A 13,736-nucleotide genomic window follows, 5' to 3' on the forward strand; every position below is an offset into this window, starting at 1 on the left:
GACGAACTGAGGGGCAGTACCATCTCCCAATTCACCCTCCCCGGCTTCGATCTCGACCAATTCGTCCGCGCCACTCTGGACGAGGACTTGGGCGTCGGCCTGCCCGGCGGGGGGCATGACGTGACGGCGGAGAGCGTGATTCCCGCCGACGCGCGCTTTACCGGCGTGATGGACAGCCGCGATGCGATCGTGGTCGCGGGCCTGCCGGTGGCGGTAGCTTTCTTCCGCGCGCTCGACCCCGAGATGGAGATCGAGGTGCTGGTGGAGGAGGGTGCCTCGGTGCAGCCGGGCGCCGACCTGATGCGCCTGTCCGGCAATGCCCGCGCCATGCTGACGGCGGAACGCAGCGCGCTTAATACCGTGCAGCACCTCTCCGGCATCGCAACCATGACACGCGAATATGTCGATGCGATGGGCGAGACTGACTGCACGCTCCTGGATACCCGCAAGACCATTCCCGGCCTGCGCATGCTGGAAAAATATGCCACACGCATGGGCGGCGCGCAGAACCACCGCATGGGACTGTGGGATGCGGCGATGATCAAGGACAACCACGTCCTCGTCGCCGGCAATGTGGGCGAGGCGGTACGACGCGCGGTCGATGCAGGCGTGAAGGACATCATCTGCGAAGTCGACCGGATTGAGCAGATCGAACCCGCGCTCGCCGCCGGGGCCAGCCACCTCCTGCTCGACAATATGGACCCCGCCACCTTGCGCGAGGCCGTGGCGCTGGTTGCCGGACGCGTCCCGACCGAGGCTTCGGGCGGCATCAATCTCGACACCATCGCCGCCAAGGCCGCGACAGGCGTGAACTATGTCTCGGTCGGCCGTCTGACGCAAAGCGCGCCTGCCGCCGATATCGGGCTGGACTTTACGCCCGCCTGAGCCTCTGCCACTCTCCCGCGATCAACGGGAAGGGGGGACATTCATGCGTCCGGATTCAATCAGGAATTTCGACCGGCTCTATCTTGGCGCGGTGGCGCTGAGCATGGTCAGCTTCGTGCTCACCTATAGCCAGGTGACCGCGATGTTAGAGGCGGAACTGGCAGGGTCAGGCGCAGAGGATATCGGCGGTACCGCGCTGATCATCGGCATCGGGATCGGAACGCTGATTTCGCTGGGCCTGTGGTACCTCGTCTCACGCATGCGGATCGAATTCATCAAGTGGATCCTGATACTCCTGCTCGTCTACAGCCTCGCCGGCGTGCCGCAATCGCTGGAAATGGGCTTCGGCCTGTCGACAGCACTGGGGCTGGTCGGCCTTGCCATGCAGGCGGGCGCGATCTGGTTCCTCGGCCGACCCGATGCCAAGGCATGGTTCGCCGAAAAGCGCGGCTGAGCGCAGCGCTGCTGCTGGCGTTCGCGGGAGCGGCACTGCCCGCAGCCGCGCTGGCGCAAGCCTATCAGTGCTCGCTTCCAGCCGCTCCCTCAGCGGTGCCAGCGATCGAGCAGGACGGACCCACGCGGCTGATGCCCGTCAGCGGCTACACGCTCGCTTTATCGTGGAGCCCGGAATTTTGCCGCACACGCGGCGATAGCCCGCGCCATGCGCGCCAGTGCTCGGGCCGTGAGGGGCGCTTCGGCTTCATCGTCCACGGCTTGTGGCCGAACGGACGCGGCGAGAGCTGGCCGCAATGGTGCCCCACGCGCATCGACCTCAACCCCGCCATGGTCCGCCGGAACATGTGCATGACCCCCGATACGCGGCTGCTGGCCCGGCAATGGGCCAAGCATGGCAGCTGCATGGGAGTGCAGCCGCAAACCTGGCTGCGCGTCACGCGGGTGCTGTGGAATTCGCTGCGCTGGCCAGATTTCGACCGCCTCTCGCGCCGCGACGACCTGACCGCTGGCGATATTCGCACGGCCTTTACAGAGGCCAATCCGCATTGGGAGGTCGAACATATCGGCCTGCGGGTGAACTCGCGCGGCTGGCTGCAGGAAATGCGCCTTTGTTATGCGCGCGATTTCAAGCCCATGCGGTGTACCCCCGGCCGGTTCGGACCCGCTGGCGACGAAGAAGTCAAGATCTGGCGCGGGCTTTGATCCGGTCGCGGCAATGGCATCGGGCTCAGTAACTAGGGAAAAGATCATTTTTTGCAGTGGCTTGAGAGTTAATTCTATTACAAGAACTCCTCAGTAAATTCCCTTATCGTTAATGGGGCGCTCGTCAGCGAAGGGATGTCTGGAATATGCACAGGCTGCGCAAGGCCCTGTCCGAGGGTACGGTACCGGTCCTCGAGGATCCGACCGCGACGAAGGACGTCGCTCGCCGACAGGGAAATGGGACGCTTTGCGGGACCACGATCCACCGGGCCGTGCGCCGGCAATATCACCAGCGTAACGAGGAACGCTATCCTACCGAGGACCTGACCGCCACGGCCAGCTGGCGCAGGGAAACCAGCGAGCTGCGCGTCATCAATCTCTCCTCCAATGGGCTGCAGGTCGAAACCGGCCGCCAAGCGGAGATCGGCGAAGCAATCGAGGTTGCACTGGGCGAGTGCGATCCGGTCGAAAGCTCCGTACGCTGGATAAAGGACGATCGCATCGGGCTGGAATTCACCGCCGAAACCCGCCTGCTGACTGAGGCGGGCGTGGTCGAATATGTGCTGGAGAATATCTCCGAGATCCTCAGCAGTTCGGGCGAGCCGGTCGACCGCCGCGTGGGTGTGGAACGGCGCGGCCGTGCCATGCGCCATGGCCTGGCCTGGCTGGGCGCCTTCACCGCCAAGGGCGAGACCGCCGCCGTGCTGCTGCGCAATATCTCGCAGACCGGCGCCATGCTGCATCTCGACGATCCGATCGAACTCGCCAAGGGCGATGCCTGCACGCTCGACCTGGGCGAGGCTGGCATGCTGTCGGCCACGGTCAAATGGTCGGCTGGGGAAGAGATCGGCGTGAAGTTCGACGAGGAGTTCGACATCGCGCAGCTGGTCAACCACGCTGCCGCCGATGTCGGCCTGCTGACCGGAGAAGAGGAGGAGGCGGTAGTCGATCCGCGATCCGCTTACGCGCCCACTATCGATCAGGTCCTGCAGAAGAAGCCGTGGCAATCAAGTGGCCAGCCGTGCCGCCGCGACGTCACCCCGGACGGAGCCGGGGACGATGGCGAAGCACGGATCGGCCCGCCTTCGCTGCGGGAACTCTACGACACCATGTATCCGAATGGCCGCCCTGATGCATCGCCGCTGGGCGAACAGCCCGGCAGCCTGGAAGCCTGAGACACCTTTCGGCGGGCGGCATCACCGCCTGGCCGTGAAGAATTCCTTCAGCAGCGCGCCCGCTTCGGCCTCACCCACGCCCGCAATCACTTCGGGCCGGTGCAGGCATTGCGCCTGCTCGAACACGCGCGCGCCATGTTCGACCGCGCCGCCCTTGGGATCGGACGCGCCATAAGTCAGCCGGGCAATGCGCGCATGACTGATAGCCCCCGCGCACATGGCACAGGGTTCCAGCGTCACATAGAGATCGCAGCCGGTCAGCCGCTCCGACCCCAAGGCACGCGCCGCCATGCGCAGCGCCACGATTTCGGCATGGGCGGTGGGATCGTGGTCGGTACGGGTGAGGTTGTGGCCCTCGCCGATGACCACGCCATCCTTCACCACCACCGCGCCCACCGGCACTTCGCCCGATTCGCCTGCCGTGCGGGCATGGGCCAGCGCCTGCAGCATGGGATCGGGAGTGGGCCAGCGGGTCATGCGATTCTCGCTAGACTCTGACGGCAAAGGCGGCAATGGGCGGTTTCACAGCGCCTTTCGTGGGCGCCAGATGCTTGACGGGGGTGCGCGCCACCTGTATGCGCCCGCCTTCTTCCAGCATTAGCTGTAACCGATTCACACTCGAGACGAGAGTTTTCGCCATGTCCCGCGTTTGCGAACTTACCGGCAAGAGCCGCCAGGTCGGCAACAATGTCAGCCACGCCAACAACAAGACCAAGCGTGTCTTCCTGCCCAACCTGCAGAAGGTCACGCTGATCAGCGAGAAGCTGGACCGCAGCTTCAAGTTCCGCGTTTCCACGCAGGGCCTGCGTTCGGTCGAGCACAATGGCGGCCTCGACAACTGGCTGCTGAAGACCAGCGATGCCAAGCTTTCGGACAATGCGCTGAAGGTGAAGCGTGAGCTGAAGAAGGCGATTGCCGCGGCCTGACCCGCGCACCATCGCTGGCCTTGAAGGGGCGCCCGCCGGATGGCGAGGCGCCCTTTTCATTGCGCGTCAGGCGATTCGTCGCTTTCCGGTGTCCATTCCAGCCGCGCCAGCAGGCTGCGCTGAAAAGCGGAGCGATTGTCGTCCGCGATCAGCCAGATCGTCACGCTTTCCCCTTCGCCCGGCACGATTGCCATGCCCTCATAATTCTCGCGCGGGAGCAGCGCGTCGAGATCGGCGACCACCTCGAGGTGCCACGCCTGTTCCGGATCGATCTTTGCGGGATCCGCCAGCGCCAGCCGCACCGAGAAAGGCGGATAGGTCATCTCGACCTTGCGCAGCAGCACCAGCACGCGGCCATCGGGCAAGGCGCCCATATCGGTGGGCGAATAGCCTTCCGGCGCGGTAAAGCCGAACGCCAGGGCTTCGGCGCCTTCCACCGGATCGCCAGGATAAAGCAGGGCGACGCGCCCCTGCTCCGGCAGGACGATGAAGCGGCCATCGGCAAGGCGCACCATCGCTTCCGCCCCACTGTTCACGCTCCAGCCCCGCCATTCGGGAGGCTGGACGCCGCCTTCAAGCCGGCTTTCCGCATCATAGCGCAGCAAGCTGTGCGAGACTTCGAAGCCAAGCCAATAGGTGCCGGTGGCAGGATCGCGGGTCACCGATTCGATATCGGGGAATTTGCCGGCAAACTCGCCGCGATCCCGGATATTGGCAAAGCGCGTGCCGAAATCGCTGCTGGTCCCGGGCGCCGGGAAGGTCAGCATCGAACCGCGATCGGAGAAGGCCCTCAACAGGTCCGGCCCCAGCGCCAGCAAAGCGGAATAACCGCCGAAATTCAGGTTCTCGCTGTCGAGCTCCCAAAGGCCGGTGCGCGTGAAACCGCCATTGGTGAGGGGAAGATCAGTGGCAGCCAAGGGACGAACGGTCATGCCCAGTTCGGCGGTTTCAGGCACATCGCTGCGCAGCAATGTGCCCGGCGCAAGTGCCAGCGCCAGCAGGCCGATGGCGAGCAAGCGGCTGCGTGCGCGCTTCGGTCGGTCAGCTGACGCAGTCATGCGCGATGATGCTCAGGGCATGGGCCCGGTGAAGAGCAGCGGGTCAAGCCGCGCATCGCGCCATTTGAGGCTCCAGTGAAGATGCGGCCCCGTGGCCCTGCCGGAAGAGCCGATGCGGCCGAGATACTGGCCCTGCTCCACCGCCTCGCCTTCCGAAACGGCGATTTCCGACAGATGCAGGAAGGCCGAATTGAGGCCCTGCCCATGATCGATGATGAGGAGATAGCCTTCAAGGCTGAAGGGCTGCGCCGTCGCCAGCGTCACCACACCTGCGGCGGGCGCGACGAAGGGGTTGCCGCTGCCGCCCGTGGCGATGTCGATCCCCGAATGATAACTGCCCGGCTCCCCGCGATAGATGCGCTGCGAGCCGAAGCGGCCCGAGATGCGCCCGCTGAGCGGCCAGATGAAGTCCTCGCTCCAGCCGCTAGCCGGCGCCTCTTGCGTACGCGCGGCATTGATCTGCGCGAGTTCGGGGCGGCGGCGTTCCATGAAAGCGGCGCTCGCCCCGCCGGGACTGCGCGCGACATTGACGCGTTCGATTTGCCAGTCGCGTGGAGCGACGGCGAGCGGGCTGACGATTTCGCGGCCATCTTCGAGCAAGGCGACAAGCTGCGCCTCCGGTCCCGCATCACGGTCGAAGGCGGCGAAGAAATAGCCGTCCTCGTCGAATGCCAGTTCCTGATCGCCCAGTCTTGCGGCTTCGGTACCGCCGGGGACCTGGCCGCGCAGCCAGCCGCCCTGGATCAGCTCGCCATCATAGACGAAAGTGGTCGGGCCGACCGGCGTCGGCGTAGGAGTGGGCGTCGGTTCCGGCCTTGGCGCCTCGGCGATCTCCGGCTCTGCGATCGGCTGCACCGTTTCCACGCGCTCCGCCTCGGCCCCGTCATCGGGAACCACTGTGCAGGCGGCAAGCGAGAGAACGGCGGCAGAGGCCGCGAAGAGCACCGGTTTCACAGGTCCTCGAGCGCGCGCCGGGTGGAGATTTCCGCGCTGGCATAGGCTTCCTGCCGGTCCACGCTCCAATAGCGCAGCTCCTCCAGCATGATCGCCTCGCCCGTGACGGCGCAGGCCACGTAATGGCCGGGCTTGACCACGCGAAAGCCGTTGGGCCCGTAAATCAGGGTGGCCGGGTTGTCCGAAGATGACATCAACATGTGCGCGTCCCTATCAATGAAGCTTTCTCAAAGCAATTTGGGCTGGCCGGGTTCGGGCGGTTTCGGCTTGCGGGCGGCGGGCCTTTTCGCCCCCGCCGGAACCACGTCCAGCTCGCCATCGGCAAAACGGATAGCAAGCTGCGCCTTTCCCTGCGCTGAAGCGCGGCTGGTCACCGCCTTGCCCGCCTGGTCCAGCACCATCGCATAGCCGCGTGCGAGCGGCTTGTCGGGATGGAGCTGTTCGGCGAGCCGGGCGAGCGCATCGACGCGCTGCTGCCGTTCCGCAATCGGCCTTTGCACCAATGTGGGGACGAGGCGCACATTGGCAAGGCGGGACCGCCCATCGCGCAGGTTCCGCTGCAGCATGGCGGGCGCAAGGCGCAAGCGAGCAAGGCTTTCGCGCCCCCGCGCCGCCTTGTCGAGCAGGCCGCGCCGCAGTCTTTCGGACAGCTCGTCCAGCTTCTGCGCCTGCGGTTGCAGCAATTGCTCCGGCTTCGGCAGTCGCTGCGCCCGCGCTTCCAGCCGCTCGCGGCCGAGAGTGACAGGGCGCATCGCCGTCTTGCGCTGACGCAGGCCCAAATCGTCGAGATAGTTGGCCAGTTCCGTGCGAACTGGCACCGCCATCTCCGCCGCAGCGGTGGGCGTGGGCGCGCGGCGGTCGGCGGCGAAGTCGCACAAGGTCGTGTCGGTCTCATGCCCCACGGCACTGATGACGGGGATGGGCGAATCGGCCACGGCGCGGACCACCACTTCCTCGTTGAAGGCCCACAGATCCTCGATCGAGCCGCCGCCACGCGCCACGATCAGCAGGTCGGGCCGCTCGCCCTCGCCCATCGCGCCGAATCCGCGCACGGCCGCCGCGACCTGCTCGGCCGCGCCCTGCCCCTGCACCAGCACGGGCCAGACGAGCACATGGCTGGGAAAGCGATCGGCCAGCCGGTGGAGGATATCGCGGATCACCGCGCCGGTGGGAGAGGTCACGACGCCGATGGCCTTCGGGATGAAAGGAAGGGCGCGCTTGCGCTCCGGCGCGAAGAGCCCCTCCGCCTCCAGCCGCTTGCGCGTCTTTTCAAGGAGGGCGAGGAGCGCGCCTTCGCCGGCGATCTCCATGCTTTCCATCACGATCTGGTATTTGGAGCGGCCGGGATAGGTGGTGATCTTGCCGGTCGCGACCACCTCGATCCCGTCTTCCGGCACGAAGGACAGGCGCTGCGTGGTGCCGCGCCACATGACGGCATCGATCACCGCCTTCTCGTCCTTCAGGCTGGCATAGAGGTGGCCGGAAGCCGCGCGCTTCACGCCCGAAAGCTCTCCGCGCAGCTTCACATAGCCGAAGCGATCCTCCACCGTTCGCTTCAAAGCCTGAGAAATCTCGGTGATCGTGAGCGCAGCGGAATTGTCCCCGGCGCTCTCCTTGGCTACCAGCCCCTCTCTTGCAGAATCGAAATCGGAATTGGAGCCGGGCATGAACATCCTCTTGCTGGGATCGGGTGGACGCGAACATGCGCTGAGCTGGAAGCTCGCGCAATCCCGCGTCATCGCGAAAGAGGGCGGAAAGCTGTTCGCATCCCCCGGAAATCCGGGCATCGCCGACCATGCCGAATGCTTCGACATGGATGTGACCGATCACGACCTCGTCACCGCCTTTTGCGAGCAAGAGCAGATCGGCCTCGTCGTGATCGGGCCGGAAGCGCCGCTGGTCGATGGCCTTGCCGACACTTTGCGCGGCGAAGGCGTATCCGTCTTCGGCCCCTCCAAGGCCGCCGCGCAGCTCGAAGGCAGCAAGGGCTTCACCAAGGATATGTGCGAGCGGGCGGGCATTCCCACCGCAGGTTACGTGCGCACCACCACGCTGGACGAGGCAAAGGCCGCGCTCGACAAGTTTGACGCGCCCTATGTGCTCAAGGCCGATGGCCTAGCCGCGGGCAAGGGCGTGGTGATCGCCGAGAACCGCGAAGATGCCGAGGCGGCGCTGGAAGACATGTTCGGCGGCCAGTTCGGCGATGCCGGGGCCGAAGTCGTGATCGAGGAGTTCATGCGCGGCGAGGAAGCGAGCTTCTTTGCGCTGACCGATGGCGCCTCCATCCTCGCTTTCGGCACCGCGCAGGATCACAAGCGCGTGGGCGAAGGCGATACCGGCCCCAATACCGGCGGCATGGGCGCCTACAGCCCCGCCACGATCATCACGCCGGAACTGCGCGCCGAGGTGATGCAGAAGATCATCACCCCCACCGTGCGGCAGATGGCCGATGACGGCATGCCCTATTCAGGCGTGCTCTATGCCGGGCTGATGCTGACCGATGAGGGGCCGAAGCTGGTCGAGTACAACTGCCGCTTCGGCGATCCCGAATGCCAGGTGCTGTTGATGCGGCTGGAGGAAGACCTCGCCGACTACATGCTCGCCTGCGCCACCAATGCGCTCGGCACGATGGAGCGCCCGCGCTTCTCCTCCGATACAGCGATGACCGTGGTGATGGCGGCCAAGGGCTATCCGGGCACGCCTGAGAAAGGCGGCATGATCGACCTGAAGGATGCCGAGACTGATGGCGCGAAGGTCTTCCACGCGGGGACGTTGCTGGATGACGATAACGTGCTGCGCGCGAATGGCGGACGAGTGCTGAACGTCACCGCGAAGGGCGCGGACGTGAAGGCCGCGCGCGATGCGGCATATGCGGCGGTGGAGAAGGTGGACTTCGCCAGCGGCTTTTACCGCAGCGATATCGGCTGGCGCGAGATTGGGCGGGGGTGAGGTTCACTCCCAACGTCATTCCCGCGAAGGCGGGAATCCAGTAGCGATTTAGTTATGCCGCGCGATTTCCAGCCAGCGGTCTACCTGCTCACTTCGCGACGCAATGGCACGCTCTATATCGGCGTGACTTCCAACCTGCTCCAGCGCATCGCCCAGCACCGCGAAGGAACTTTCGACGGTTTCGCCAAGCAGCATGGGTGCAGGATCTTGGTCTGGTACGAGAGCCACGCCACGATGGAGAGCGCGATCAGGCGCGAAAAGCAGTTAAAGAAATGGAACCGTGCCTGGAAGATGCGGCTCATTGAGGAAGCGAACAGGCCGTGGCGCGATTTGGCCGCGGACTTTGGGTTCGAAGCCTTGCACTGACTGGATTCCCGCCTTCGCGGGAATGACTTTGTACTACTTTCCTACAGCCCTAACTCCCCCCAGTCCGGCGCGCATGACCCGGCACCCTGCCCTCCCCGCGCCACTTTCAGCAAGCGCGCATGGGACGGGCGGGTTTTTAGCCGCAGGACAGTGCTCCATGTGCTCCACCCCTTGAAAACAAAGGGGTTTTGCGAAGACCGGTCAGCCCAGTTTCTCGGCCATCAGCGCGGCGAGGTCTTCCTCGGCTCGCGCGCCGTAATGGCTGATGATCTCGGCCGCGGCGATGGAGCCCATGCGCAGGCAGGTGTCGAGCGGCTTCTGGCGGACGTATCCGGCCAGGAAGCCGGCGGCGAAGAGGTCGCCTGCGCCGGTGGTGTCGACCACCTCCTCGATGGGTTCGGCGGCCACTTCGGCGCGCTCCCCGCGATTGACGGCAACGGCGCCTTCCTCGCTACGGGTGACGACGAGCGTCGGCACCTTGGGGGTGAGCTGGGCGATACCGGCATCAAAGTCCTCCTCACCCGTGATCGCGGCGAGTTCCACCTTGTTGGCGAACAGGATATCGATCAGCCCGTCATCGATCAGCGCGCGGAAATCGTCGCCATGGCGATCGATCACGAAGGCATCGGACAGGGTGAAGGCAACCTTGCGGCCTGCATTCTTGGCCGTCTCGATCGCGCGGCGCATGGCAGCGCGCGGCTCTTCCGGATCCCACAGATAGCCTTCGAGATAGAGGATCTGCGCGCCGCCGATCGCCTCCTCGTCCAGCGCATTGGCGGGCAGGAACTGCGATGCGCCGAGAAAGGTGTTCATCGTGCGCTGGCCATCGGGCGTGACGAAGATCAGGCAGCGCGCCGTGGGCGGATTGCCTGCGCGCGGGGCGGTATCGAAATCGATGCCGACGGCGCGGATGTCATGCGCGAAGACATTGCCCAGCTGGTCGTCCGCCACCTGGCCAACGAAAGCGCATTGCATGCCGAGTGCGGACAGGCCTGCCAGCGTATTGGCCGCCGAACCGCCGCTGATCTCTCGCGCCGGGCCCATGGCGTCGTAAAGCTCCTGGGCCTGGTCAGTATCGACCAGCGTCATCCCGCCCTTGAGCATGCCCAGCTCCTCGATCAGTTCGTCGGAGCAGGAGGACACTACATCGACAATGGCATTGCCGATGGCGATAACATCATAGCGTGGTTCGGACATGTTAATCCCTGTGCGGTCATAGAAATAAGCAATCCGTTGACTTGGCCGCATGCCGGAGCAATCGCAAGGACGAATGAGCGCCATCATCACCAGTTTCGCGCTTGCGATGGGCCAACTGGCCGATGGCAGAGTGCTGCGCATCCTGTTGAAGAGCGTGGCCGTGACGATCATCGCCTTCGTGGCGATGGCGGCGGCAGGCTGGTACGCGTTCGACGCGGCGCTTGCCTGGCTGGGGCTGGGCGATGCGCTGTTCGCGGGGGCGGGCGACCTCCGGCAGATCGCCTCCATCCTGCTGGCGCTGACCGGCCTGTGGCTGGTCTGGCGCGTGGTCGCGATGGCGGTGATCCAATTCTATGCCGAGGACGTGGTCCATGCGGTGGAGGCGCGCCACTACCCGATGCAGGCAAGCGCGGCGCGCGAGCTGACGCGCGGCGAGCAGGTGAAGGCGGCGCTGGGCGCCGGGGCCCGCGCGCTCATCGCCAATCTCGCCGCCCTGCCCTTCGCGCTGGCACTGCTCTTCACTGGCATCGGAACGGCGCTGCTGTTCTGGCTGGTCAATGCGCTGCTGATCGGGCGCGAGATGCAGGACATGGTGTGGCTGCGCCATGCGCATAATTGCCCGGATGGGCTGTGCCCTGTTTCCAAATTCGAGCGTTTCGCACTCGGCGGCGTGGTCGCCGCGCTGCTGGCGCTACCCTTTATCAACTTCCTCGCGCCAGTGCTGGGGGCAGCAGGCGCGACGCATCTGGTCCATCGGAAAGGTTCCTCCTGACATGCGGCTGATATCCGCCCTCCTGCTCCCCCTCGCCCTCGCCGCCTGCGTCAGCCCGCCGCCCACCAGCGTGCCGCAAGCACCGCCGCCGCGCCCGCCCGCGCAGACGCAGCCCGTGCCTCCCAGCCAGCCCGCACCGCCGCCCGTGGCGGGCTTCCGCCAGCCGCAGATCATGCAGGGACCGGGCCTCGACGGGGTGATCCGGCGCGAGGCGGGCAATCTCGTCCGCCAGTTCGGTGACCCCCGGCTCGATGTCTCCGAAGGTGACATGCGCAAACTGCAATTCAGCGGCGAGGCCTGTGTGATGGACATCTACCTCTACCCGCTGCAGCCGGGCGCGGAGCCGGTCGCCACCTGGATCGAGACGCGCCGCGCCAGCGACGGGGCAGAGGTCGACCGGCTGGCCTGCATGCAGGCGCTGAGGCGAGGTTGAAGGGCATAGGGTAACGCGAATTTAAGCCTATTACGGCATAGCAACCCCTCGAGAAAGTCAGGGGATTTTGCCGAAAATGACTGCCCAGTTTGCCGATTTCACCCGCCAGGCCGCGGCCGACCGTGCCATTTCGGACGAGGAAGTATCCAAGCTGCGCCAGTCCGGCTGGGCGGACGGCCAGATCCTGCGCGAGGAAGCCGAGGCGATCTTCGCCCTGCAGCACGCGCTCGACGAGCCGACCGAGACCTGGAGCGACTTCTTCGTCGATGCCCTGCGCACCTATGTGCTCAACGGCAGCGAACCGCGCGGCTATGCGAGCGAGGAAGAAGCCGAGTGGCTGATCGCCATGGTGCAGGCGGACGGCAAGGTTTGCTCGCTGACCGAATTCGAGCTGCTGGTGCAGGTGATCGAACAGGGCAAGAACGTGCCCGAAAAGCTCAAGACCTACGTGCTGGAGACGGTCGAGCGCGAAGTTCTAACCGGGACGGGCCCGACGCGTTGCGGCGGCGAGTTGTCCGATGCGCATGTCACCGAAGCCGAAGCTTCCATCTTGCGCCGCGTGGTCTTCGGTGCGGCCAGCGATCGCCCGGCCGCCGTCAGCATGCGCGAGGCCGAACTGCTCTTCCGCCTGAAGGACGCCACGCTGGAGGCCGCCAACCACCCGGAATTCAAGCGCATCTTCGTGCAGGGCGTGGGCAATTACCTGATGGGTTTCGCCAGCCATTCCGCGCATGTCAGCCGTGAGCGCATGCTGGAGCTGGAAACCTTCATCGCCGACACCAAGCCCGATATCGGCCGCTTCATGGGCCAGATGTTCAAGGCCGCGCCGAATGCCTTCGCCATCGTCTTCGGCAAGAAGGACGAGGGTCCGAGCCGCGAGGAGCAAGTGGCCGAAGAGGCCGAAATCACGCCTTACGAGCAGGACTGGCTCGACGCGCAGATCGCCGCCAATGGCCAGATCGACGAATACGACCAAGCGCTGCTGGAATTCATCGCCGAGGAAACCGGTGAAGCGTAACGATGCGCGACGCTCAGCCTAGCTGGGCGAAATCCTTCGCGATCAGCTCCTGCCAGCGCTTTTGCCGGTGGGTGTAGAAGAAGCGCGCGAATGCGGTGGCGATGGGCGTGAGAATGCCCGCCTCGATATCGACACGGTCGGTATAGCGCGTGCCCTCGCCCTCGGGCTCGACCACCATCATGTGGTCCCACTTGCTGATCGCACCGCCGCGCCCATTGTCGCGCAGCTTGTAGCCGCCCGGCTGTTCGCCTTGGTACTCGATACCGATCACCTGCTCGCCCACAGGCAGGAAACCGAAGGCACGCAAACCCGCAACATATTCGCGCTGTTCCCACTTCGCGGGAAAATCACCGCCCTTCGGCACGAAGCCCAGGATCGGGGAGGCCACGAATTGCAGCAATTGCGGGCGCTGGACCTGCTCCCACACCTTTTCGGGCGGAAGCGCGAAATGGCTGGAAACTTCGATCCGCGCCATTGGCCTCAGACCATGAAGCTTTCGCCGCAGCCGCAGGCACCCTTGGCATTGGGGTTTTCGAACACGAAACCGGCGGTGAAATCGTCCTCCACCCAGTCCATCGTGCTGCCGATTAGGTAGAGTACCGAGGCGCCGTCAATATAGAAGGTGCCGCCGGGCGTTTCGATCTTCTCGTCGAACGCGTCTTCCTCGCTCACATAGTCGACCGAATAGGCGAGGCCCGAACAGCCGCGGCGCGGGGTGGAGAGCTTTACGCCGATCGCATCTGCGGGCGCCTTCGCCATCAGGTCGGCAATACGCTGTTCGGCGGCGGGCGTGAGGATCACGGCGGCCTTGGGCACGGGGCGTTTGCTGGTGGTATCGGTCATGG

At 65.2% G+C, this 13,736-nt stretch carries 18 protein-coding genes; 10 read left to right on the top strand and 8 right to left on the bottom strand.

Annotated elements, in window-relative coordinates; all coding sequences use genetic code 11:
- Positions 1 to 21 precede the first annotated feature (21 nt).
- From nadC to E5222_RS15310, 4 genes are all read left to right on the top strand, one after another.
- A complete protein-coding gene (gene nadC, locus E5222_RS15295) occupies positions 22 to 885 on the top strand; it encodes a carboxylating nicotinate-nucleotide diphosphorylase (RefSeq protein ID WP_136694873.1) in 864 nt (287 codons plus the stop codon).
- Positions 886 to 928: 43 nt separating this feature from the next.
- Positions 929 to 1,339, top strand: coding sequence for a hypothetical protein (locus E5222_RS15300; protein ID WP_136694662.1), 411 nt, complete (start codon positions 929 to 931; stop codon positions 1,337 to 1,339).
- Positions 1,315 to 2,043, top strand: a complete 729-nt coding sequence (locus E5222_RS15305) for a ribonuclease T2 family protein (protein ID WP_136694663.1) — start codon at positions 1,315 to 1,317, stop codon at positions 2,041 to 2,043. Before E5222_RS15300 ends, E5222_RS15305 begins: the two co-directional genes overlap by 25 nt.
- A 146-nt stretch (positions 2,044 to 2,189) precedes the next feature.
- Entirely contained in the window at positions 2,190 to 3,218 is a 1,029-nt protein-coding gene (locus E5222_RS15310) for a PilZ domain-containing protein (RefSeq protein ID WP_136694664.1), read from the top strand.
- A gap of 21 nt (positions 3,219 to 3,239) precedes the next feature.
- Here E5222_RS15310 and E5222_RS15315 read toward each other — a convergent pair whose 3' ends face one another.
- Positions 3,240 to 3,695 (bottom strand): nucleoside deaminase, encoded by a 456-nt coding sequence (locus tag E5222_RS15315; RefSeq protein WP_136694665.1) that lies wholly within the window; start codon positions 3,693 to 3,695, stop codon positions 3,240 to 3,242.
- A 161-nt stretch (positions 3,696 to 3,856) separates the two neighbouring features.
- Here E5222_RS15315 and rpmB point away from each other — a divergent pair, with 161 nt between their 5' ends.
- Positions 3,857 to 4,144, top strand: a complete 288-nt coding sequence (gene rpmB / locus E5222_RS15320) for a 50S ribosomal protein L28 (RefSeq protein WP_136694666.1) — start codon at positions 3,857 to 3,859, stop codon at positions 4,142 to 4,144.
- 56 nt (positions 4,145 to 4,200) lie between these two features.
- Here the strand turns inward: rpmB and E5222_RS15325 are convergent, their stop codons facing one another.
- Genes E5222_RS15325 through xseA form a run of 4 tightly spaced genes read right to left on the bottom strand, consistent with a single transcriptional unit; the run spans position 4,201 to position 7,823 of the window.
- Positions 4,201 to 5,202, bottom strand: a complete 1,002-nt coding sequence (locus tag E5222_RS15325; RefSeq protein WP_136694667.1) for an esterase-like activity of phytase family protein — start codon at positions 5,200 to 5,202, stop codon at positions 4,201 to 4,203.
- Between the two features lie 12 nt (positions 5,203 to 5,214).
- Positions 5,215 to 6,156, bottom strand: a complete 942-nt coding sequence (locus E5222_RS15330; RefSeq protein WP_246021816.1) for a M23 family metallopeptidase — start codon at positions 6,154 to 6,156, stop codon at positions 5,215 to 5,217.
- Positions 6,153 to 6,356 (bottom strand): DUF2093 domain-containing protein, encoded by a 204-nt coding sequence (locus tag E5222_RS15335; protein WP_136694668.1) that lies wholly within the window; start codon positions 6,354 to 6,356, stop codon positions 6,153 to 6,155. The genes E5222_RS15330 and E5222_RS15335 overlap by 4 nt, the downstream gene beginning before the upstream one ends.
- Positions 6,357 to 6,383: 27 nt before the next feature.
- A complete protein-coding gene (xseA, locus tag E5222_RS15340; RefSeq protein ID WP_136694669.1) occupies positions 6,384 to 7,823 on the bottom strand; it encodes an exodeoxyribonuclease VII large subunit in 1,440 nt (479 codons plus the stop codon).
- Between xseA and purD the strand changes: the two genes are divergently transcribed.
- Together purD and E5222_RS15350 are read left to right on the top strand one after the other, a co-directional pair.
- The gene (purD, locus tag E5222_RS15345; RefSeq protein ID WP_136694670.1) at positions 7,822 to 9,105 is read left to right on the top strand and encodes a phosphoribosylamine--glycine ligase; all 1,284 of its coding nucleotides are present in this window, start codon (positions 7,822 to 7,824) and stop codon (positions 9,103 to 9,105) included. The genes xseA and purD overlap by 2 nt on opposite strands.
- A gap of 54 nt (positions 9,106 to 9,159) precedes the next feature.
- Positions 9,160 to 9,471, top strand: a complete 312-nt coding sequence (locus tag E5222_RS15350; RefSeq protein WP_136694671.1) for a GIY-YIG nuclease family protein — start codon at positions 9,160 to 9,162, stop codon at positions 9,469 to 9,471.
- Positions 9,472 to 9,672: 201 nt separating this feature from the next.
- Here the strand turns inward: E5222_RS15350 and E5222_RS15355 are convergent, their stop codons facing one another.
- Entirely contained in the window at positions 9,673 to 10,668 is a 996-nt protein-coding gene (locus E5222_RS15355) for an adenosine kinase (RefSeq protein ID WP_136694672.1), read from the bottom strand.
- 73 nt (positions 10,669 to 10,741) lie between these two features.
- On the opposite strand from E5222_RS15355, the gene E5222_RS15360 reads away from it, so the two are divergent.
- From E5222_RS15360 to E5222_RS15370, 3 genes are all read left to right on the top strand, one after another.
- Positions 10,742 to 11,440: an EI24 domain-containing protein gene (locus E5222_RS15360; RefSeq protein ID WP_136694673.1), complete on the top strand. Its 699-nt coding sequence runs from the start codon at positions 10,742 to 10,744 to the stop codon at positions 11,438 to 11,440.
- Between the two features lies 1 nt (position 11,441).
- Entirely contained in the window at positions 11,442 to 11,873 is a 432-nt protein-coding gene (locus tag E5222_RS15365; RefSeq protein WP_136694674.1) for a hypothetical protein, read from the top strand.
- Between the two features lie 76 nt (positions 11,874 to 11,949).
- Positions 11,950 to 12,891 (top strand): hypothetical protein, encoded by a 942-nt coding sequence (locus tag E5222_RS15370; RefSeq protein ID WP_136694675.1) that lies wholly within the window; start codon positions 11,950 to 11,952, stop codon positions 12,889 to 12,891.
- Positions 12,892 to 12,904: 13 nt separating this feature from the next.
- Here E5222_RS15370 and E5222_RS15375 read toward each other — a convergent pair whose 3' ends face one another.
- Complete coding sequence (locus E5222_RS15375; protein ID WP_136694676.1) at positions 12,905 to 13,366, bottom strand: SRPBCC family protein; 462 nt, start codon at positions 13,364 to 13,366, stop codon at positions 12,905 to 12,907.
- Positions 13,367 to 13,371: 5 nt separating this feature from the next.
- Positions 13,372 to 13,734 (bottom strand): HesB/IscA family protein, encoded by a 363-nt coding sequence (locus E5222_RS15380; RefSeq protein WP_136694677.1) that lies wholly within the window; start codon positions 13,732 to 13,734, stop codon positions 13,372 to 13,374.
- Positions 13,735 to 13,736 lie beyond the last annotated feature (2 nt).

The sequence above is a fragment of the Alteraurantiacibacter aquimixticola genome (assembly GCF_004965515.1).
In the GTDB taxonomy this organism is placed as follows: Bacteria; Pseudomonadota; Alphaproteobacteria; order Sphingomonadales; family Sphingomonadaceae; genus Alteraurantiacibacter; species Alteraurantiacibacter aquimixticola.

What these genes read in the sequence shown, in the direction of transcription:
- E5222_RS15380 (WP_136694677.1), bottom strand. Translation starts at nt 13,734, where the DNA reads ATGACCGATACCACCAGCAAACGCCCCGTGCCCAAGGCCGCCGTGATC.
- E5222_RS15355 (WP_136694672.1), bottom strand. Translation starts at nt 10,668, where the DNA reads ATGTCCGAACCACGCTATGATGTTATCGCCATCGGCAATGCCATTGTC.
- purD (WP_136694670.1), top strand. Translation starts at nt 7,822, where the DNA reads ATGAACATCCTCTTGCTGGGATCGGGTGGACGCGAACATGCGCTGAGC.
- E5222_RS15365 (WP_136694674.1), top strand. Translation starts at nt 11,442, where the DNA reads ATGCGGCTGATATCCGCCCTCCTGCTCCCCCTCGCCCTCGCCGCCTGC.
- E5222_RS15350 (WP_136694671.1), top strand. Translation starts at nt 9,160, where the DNA reads ATGCCGCGCGATTTCCAGCCAGCGGTCTACCTGCTCACTTCGCGACGC.
- E5222_RS15305 (WP_136694663.1), top strand. Translation starts at nt 1,315, where the DNA reads ATGGTTCGCCGAAAAGCGCGGCTGAGCGCAGCGCTGCTGCTGGCGTTC.
- E5222_RS15325 (WP_136694667.1), bottom strand. Translation starts at nt 5,202, where the DNA reads ATGACTGCGTCAGCTGACCGACCGAAGCGCGCACGCAGCCGCTTGCTC.
- xseA (WP_136694669.1), bottom strand. Translation starts at nt 7,823, where the DNA reads ATGCCCGGCTCCAATTCCGATTTCGATTCTGCAAGAGAGGGGCTGGTA.
- E5222_RS15335 (WP_136694668.1), bottom strand. Translation starts at nt 6,356, where the DNA reads ATGTTGATGTCATCTTCGGACAACCCGGCCACCCTGATTTACGGGCCC.
- E5222_RS15300 (WP_136694662.1), top strand. Translation starts at nt 929, where the DNA reads ATGCGTCCGGATTCAATCAGGAATTTCGACCGGCTCTATCTTGGCGCG.
- E5222_RS15310 (WP_136694664.1), top strand. Translation starts at nt 2,190, where the DNA reads ATGCACAGGCTGCGCAAGGCCCTGTCCGAGGGTACGGTACCGGTCCTC.
- E5222_RS15360 (WP_136694673.1), top strand. Translation starts at nt 10,742, where the DNA reads ATGAGCGCCATCATCACCAGTTTCGCGCTTGCGATGGGCCAACTGGCC.
- rpmB (WP_136694666.1), top strand. Translation starts at nt 3,857, where the DNA reads ATGTCCCGCGTTTGCGAACTTACCGGCAAGAGCCGCCAGGTCGGCAAC.
- E5222_RS15375 (WP_136694676.1), bottom strand. Translation starts at nt 13,366, where the DNA reads ATGGCGCGGATCGAAGTTTCCAGCCATTTCGCGCTTCCGCCCGAAAAG.
- E5222_RS15315 (WP_136694665.1), bottom strand. Translation starts at nt 3,695, where the DNA reads ATGACCCGCTGGCCCACTCCCGATCCCATGCTGCAGGCGCTGGCCCAT.
- E5222_RS15370 (WP_136694675.1), top strand. Translation starts at nt 11,950, where the DNA reads ATGACTGCCCAGTTTGCCGATTTCACCCGCCAGGCCGCGGCCGACCGT.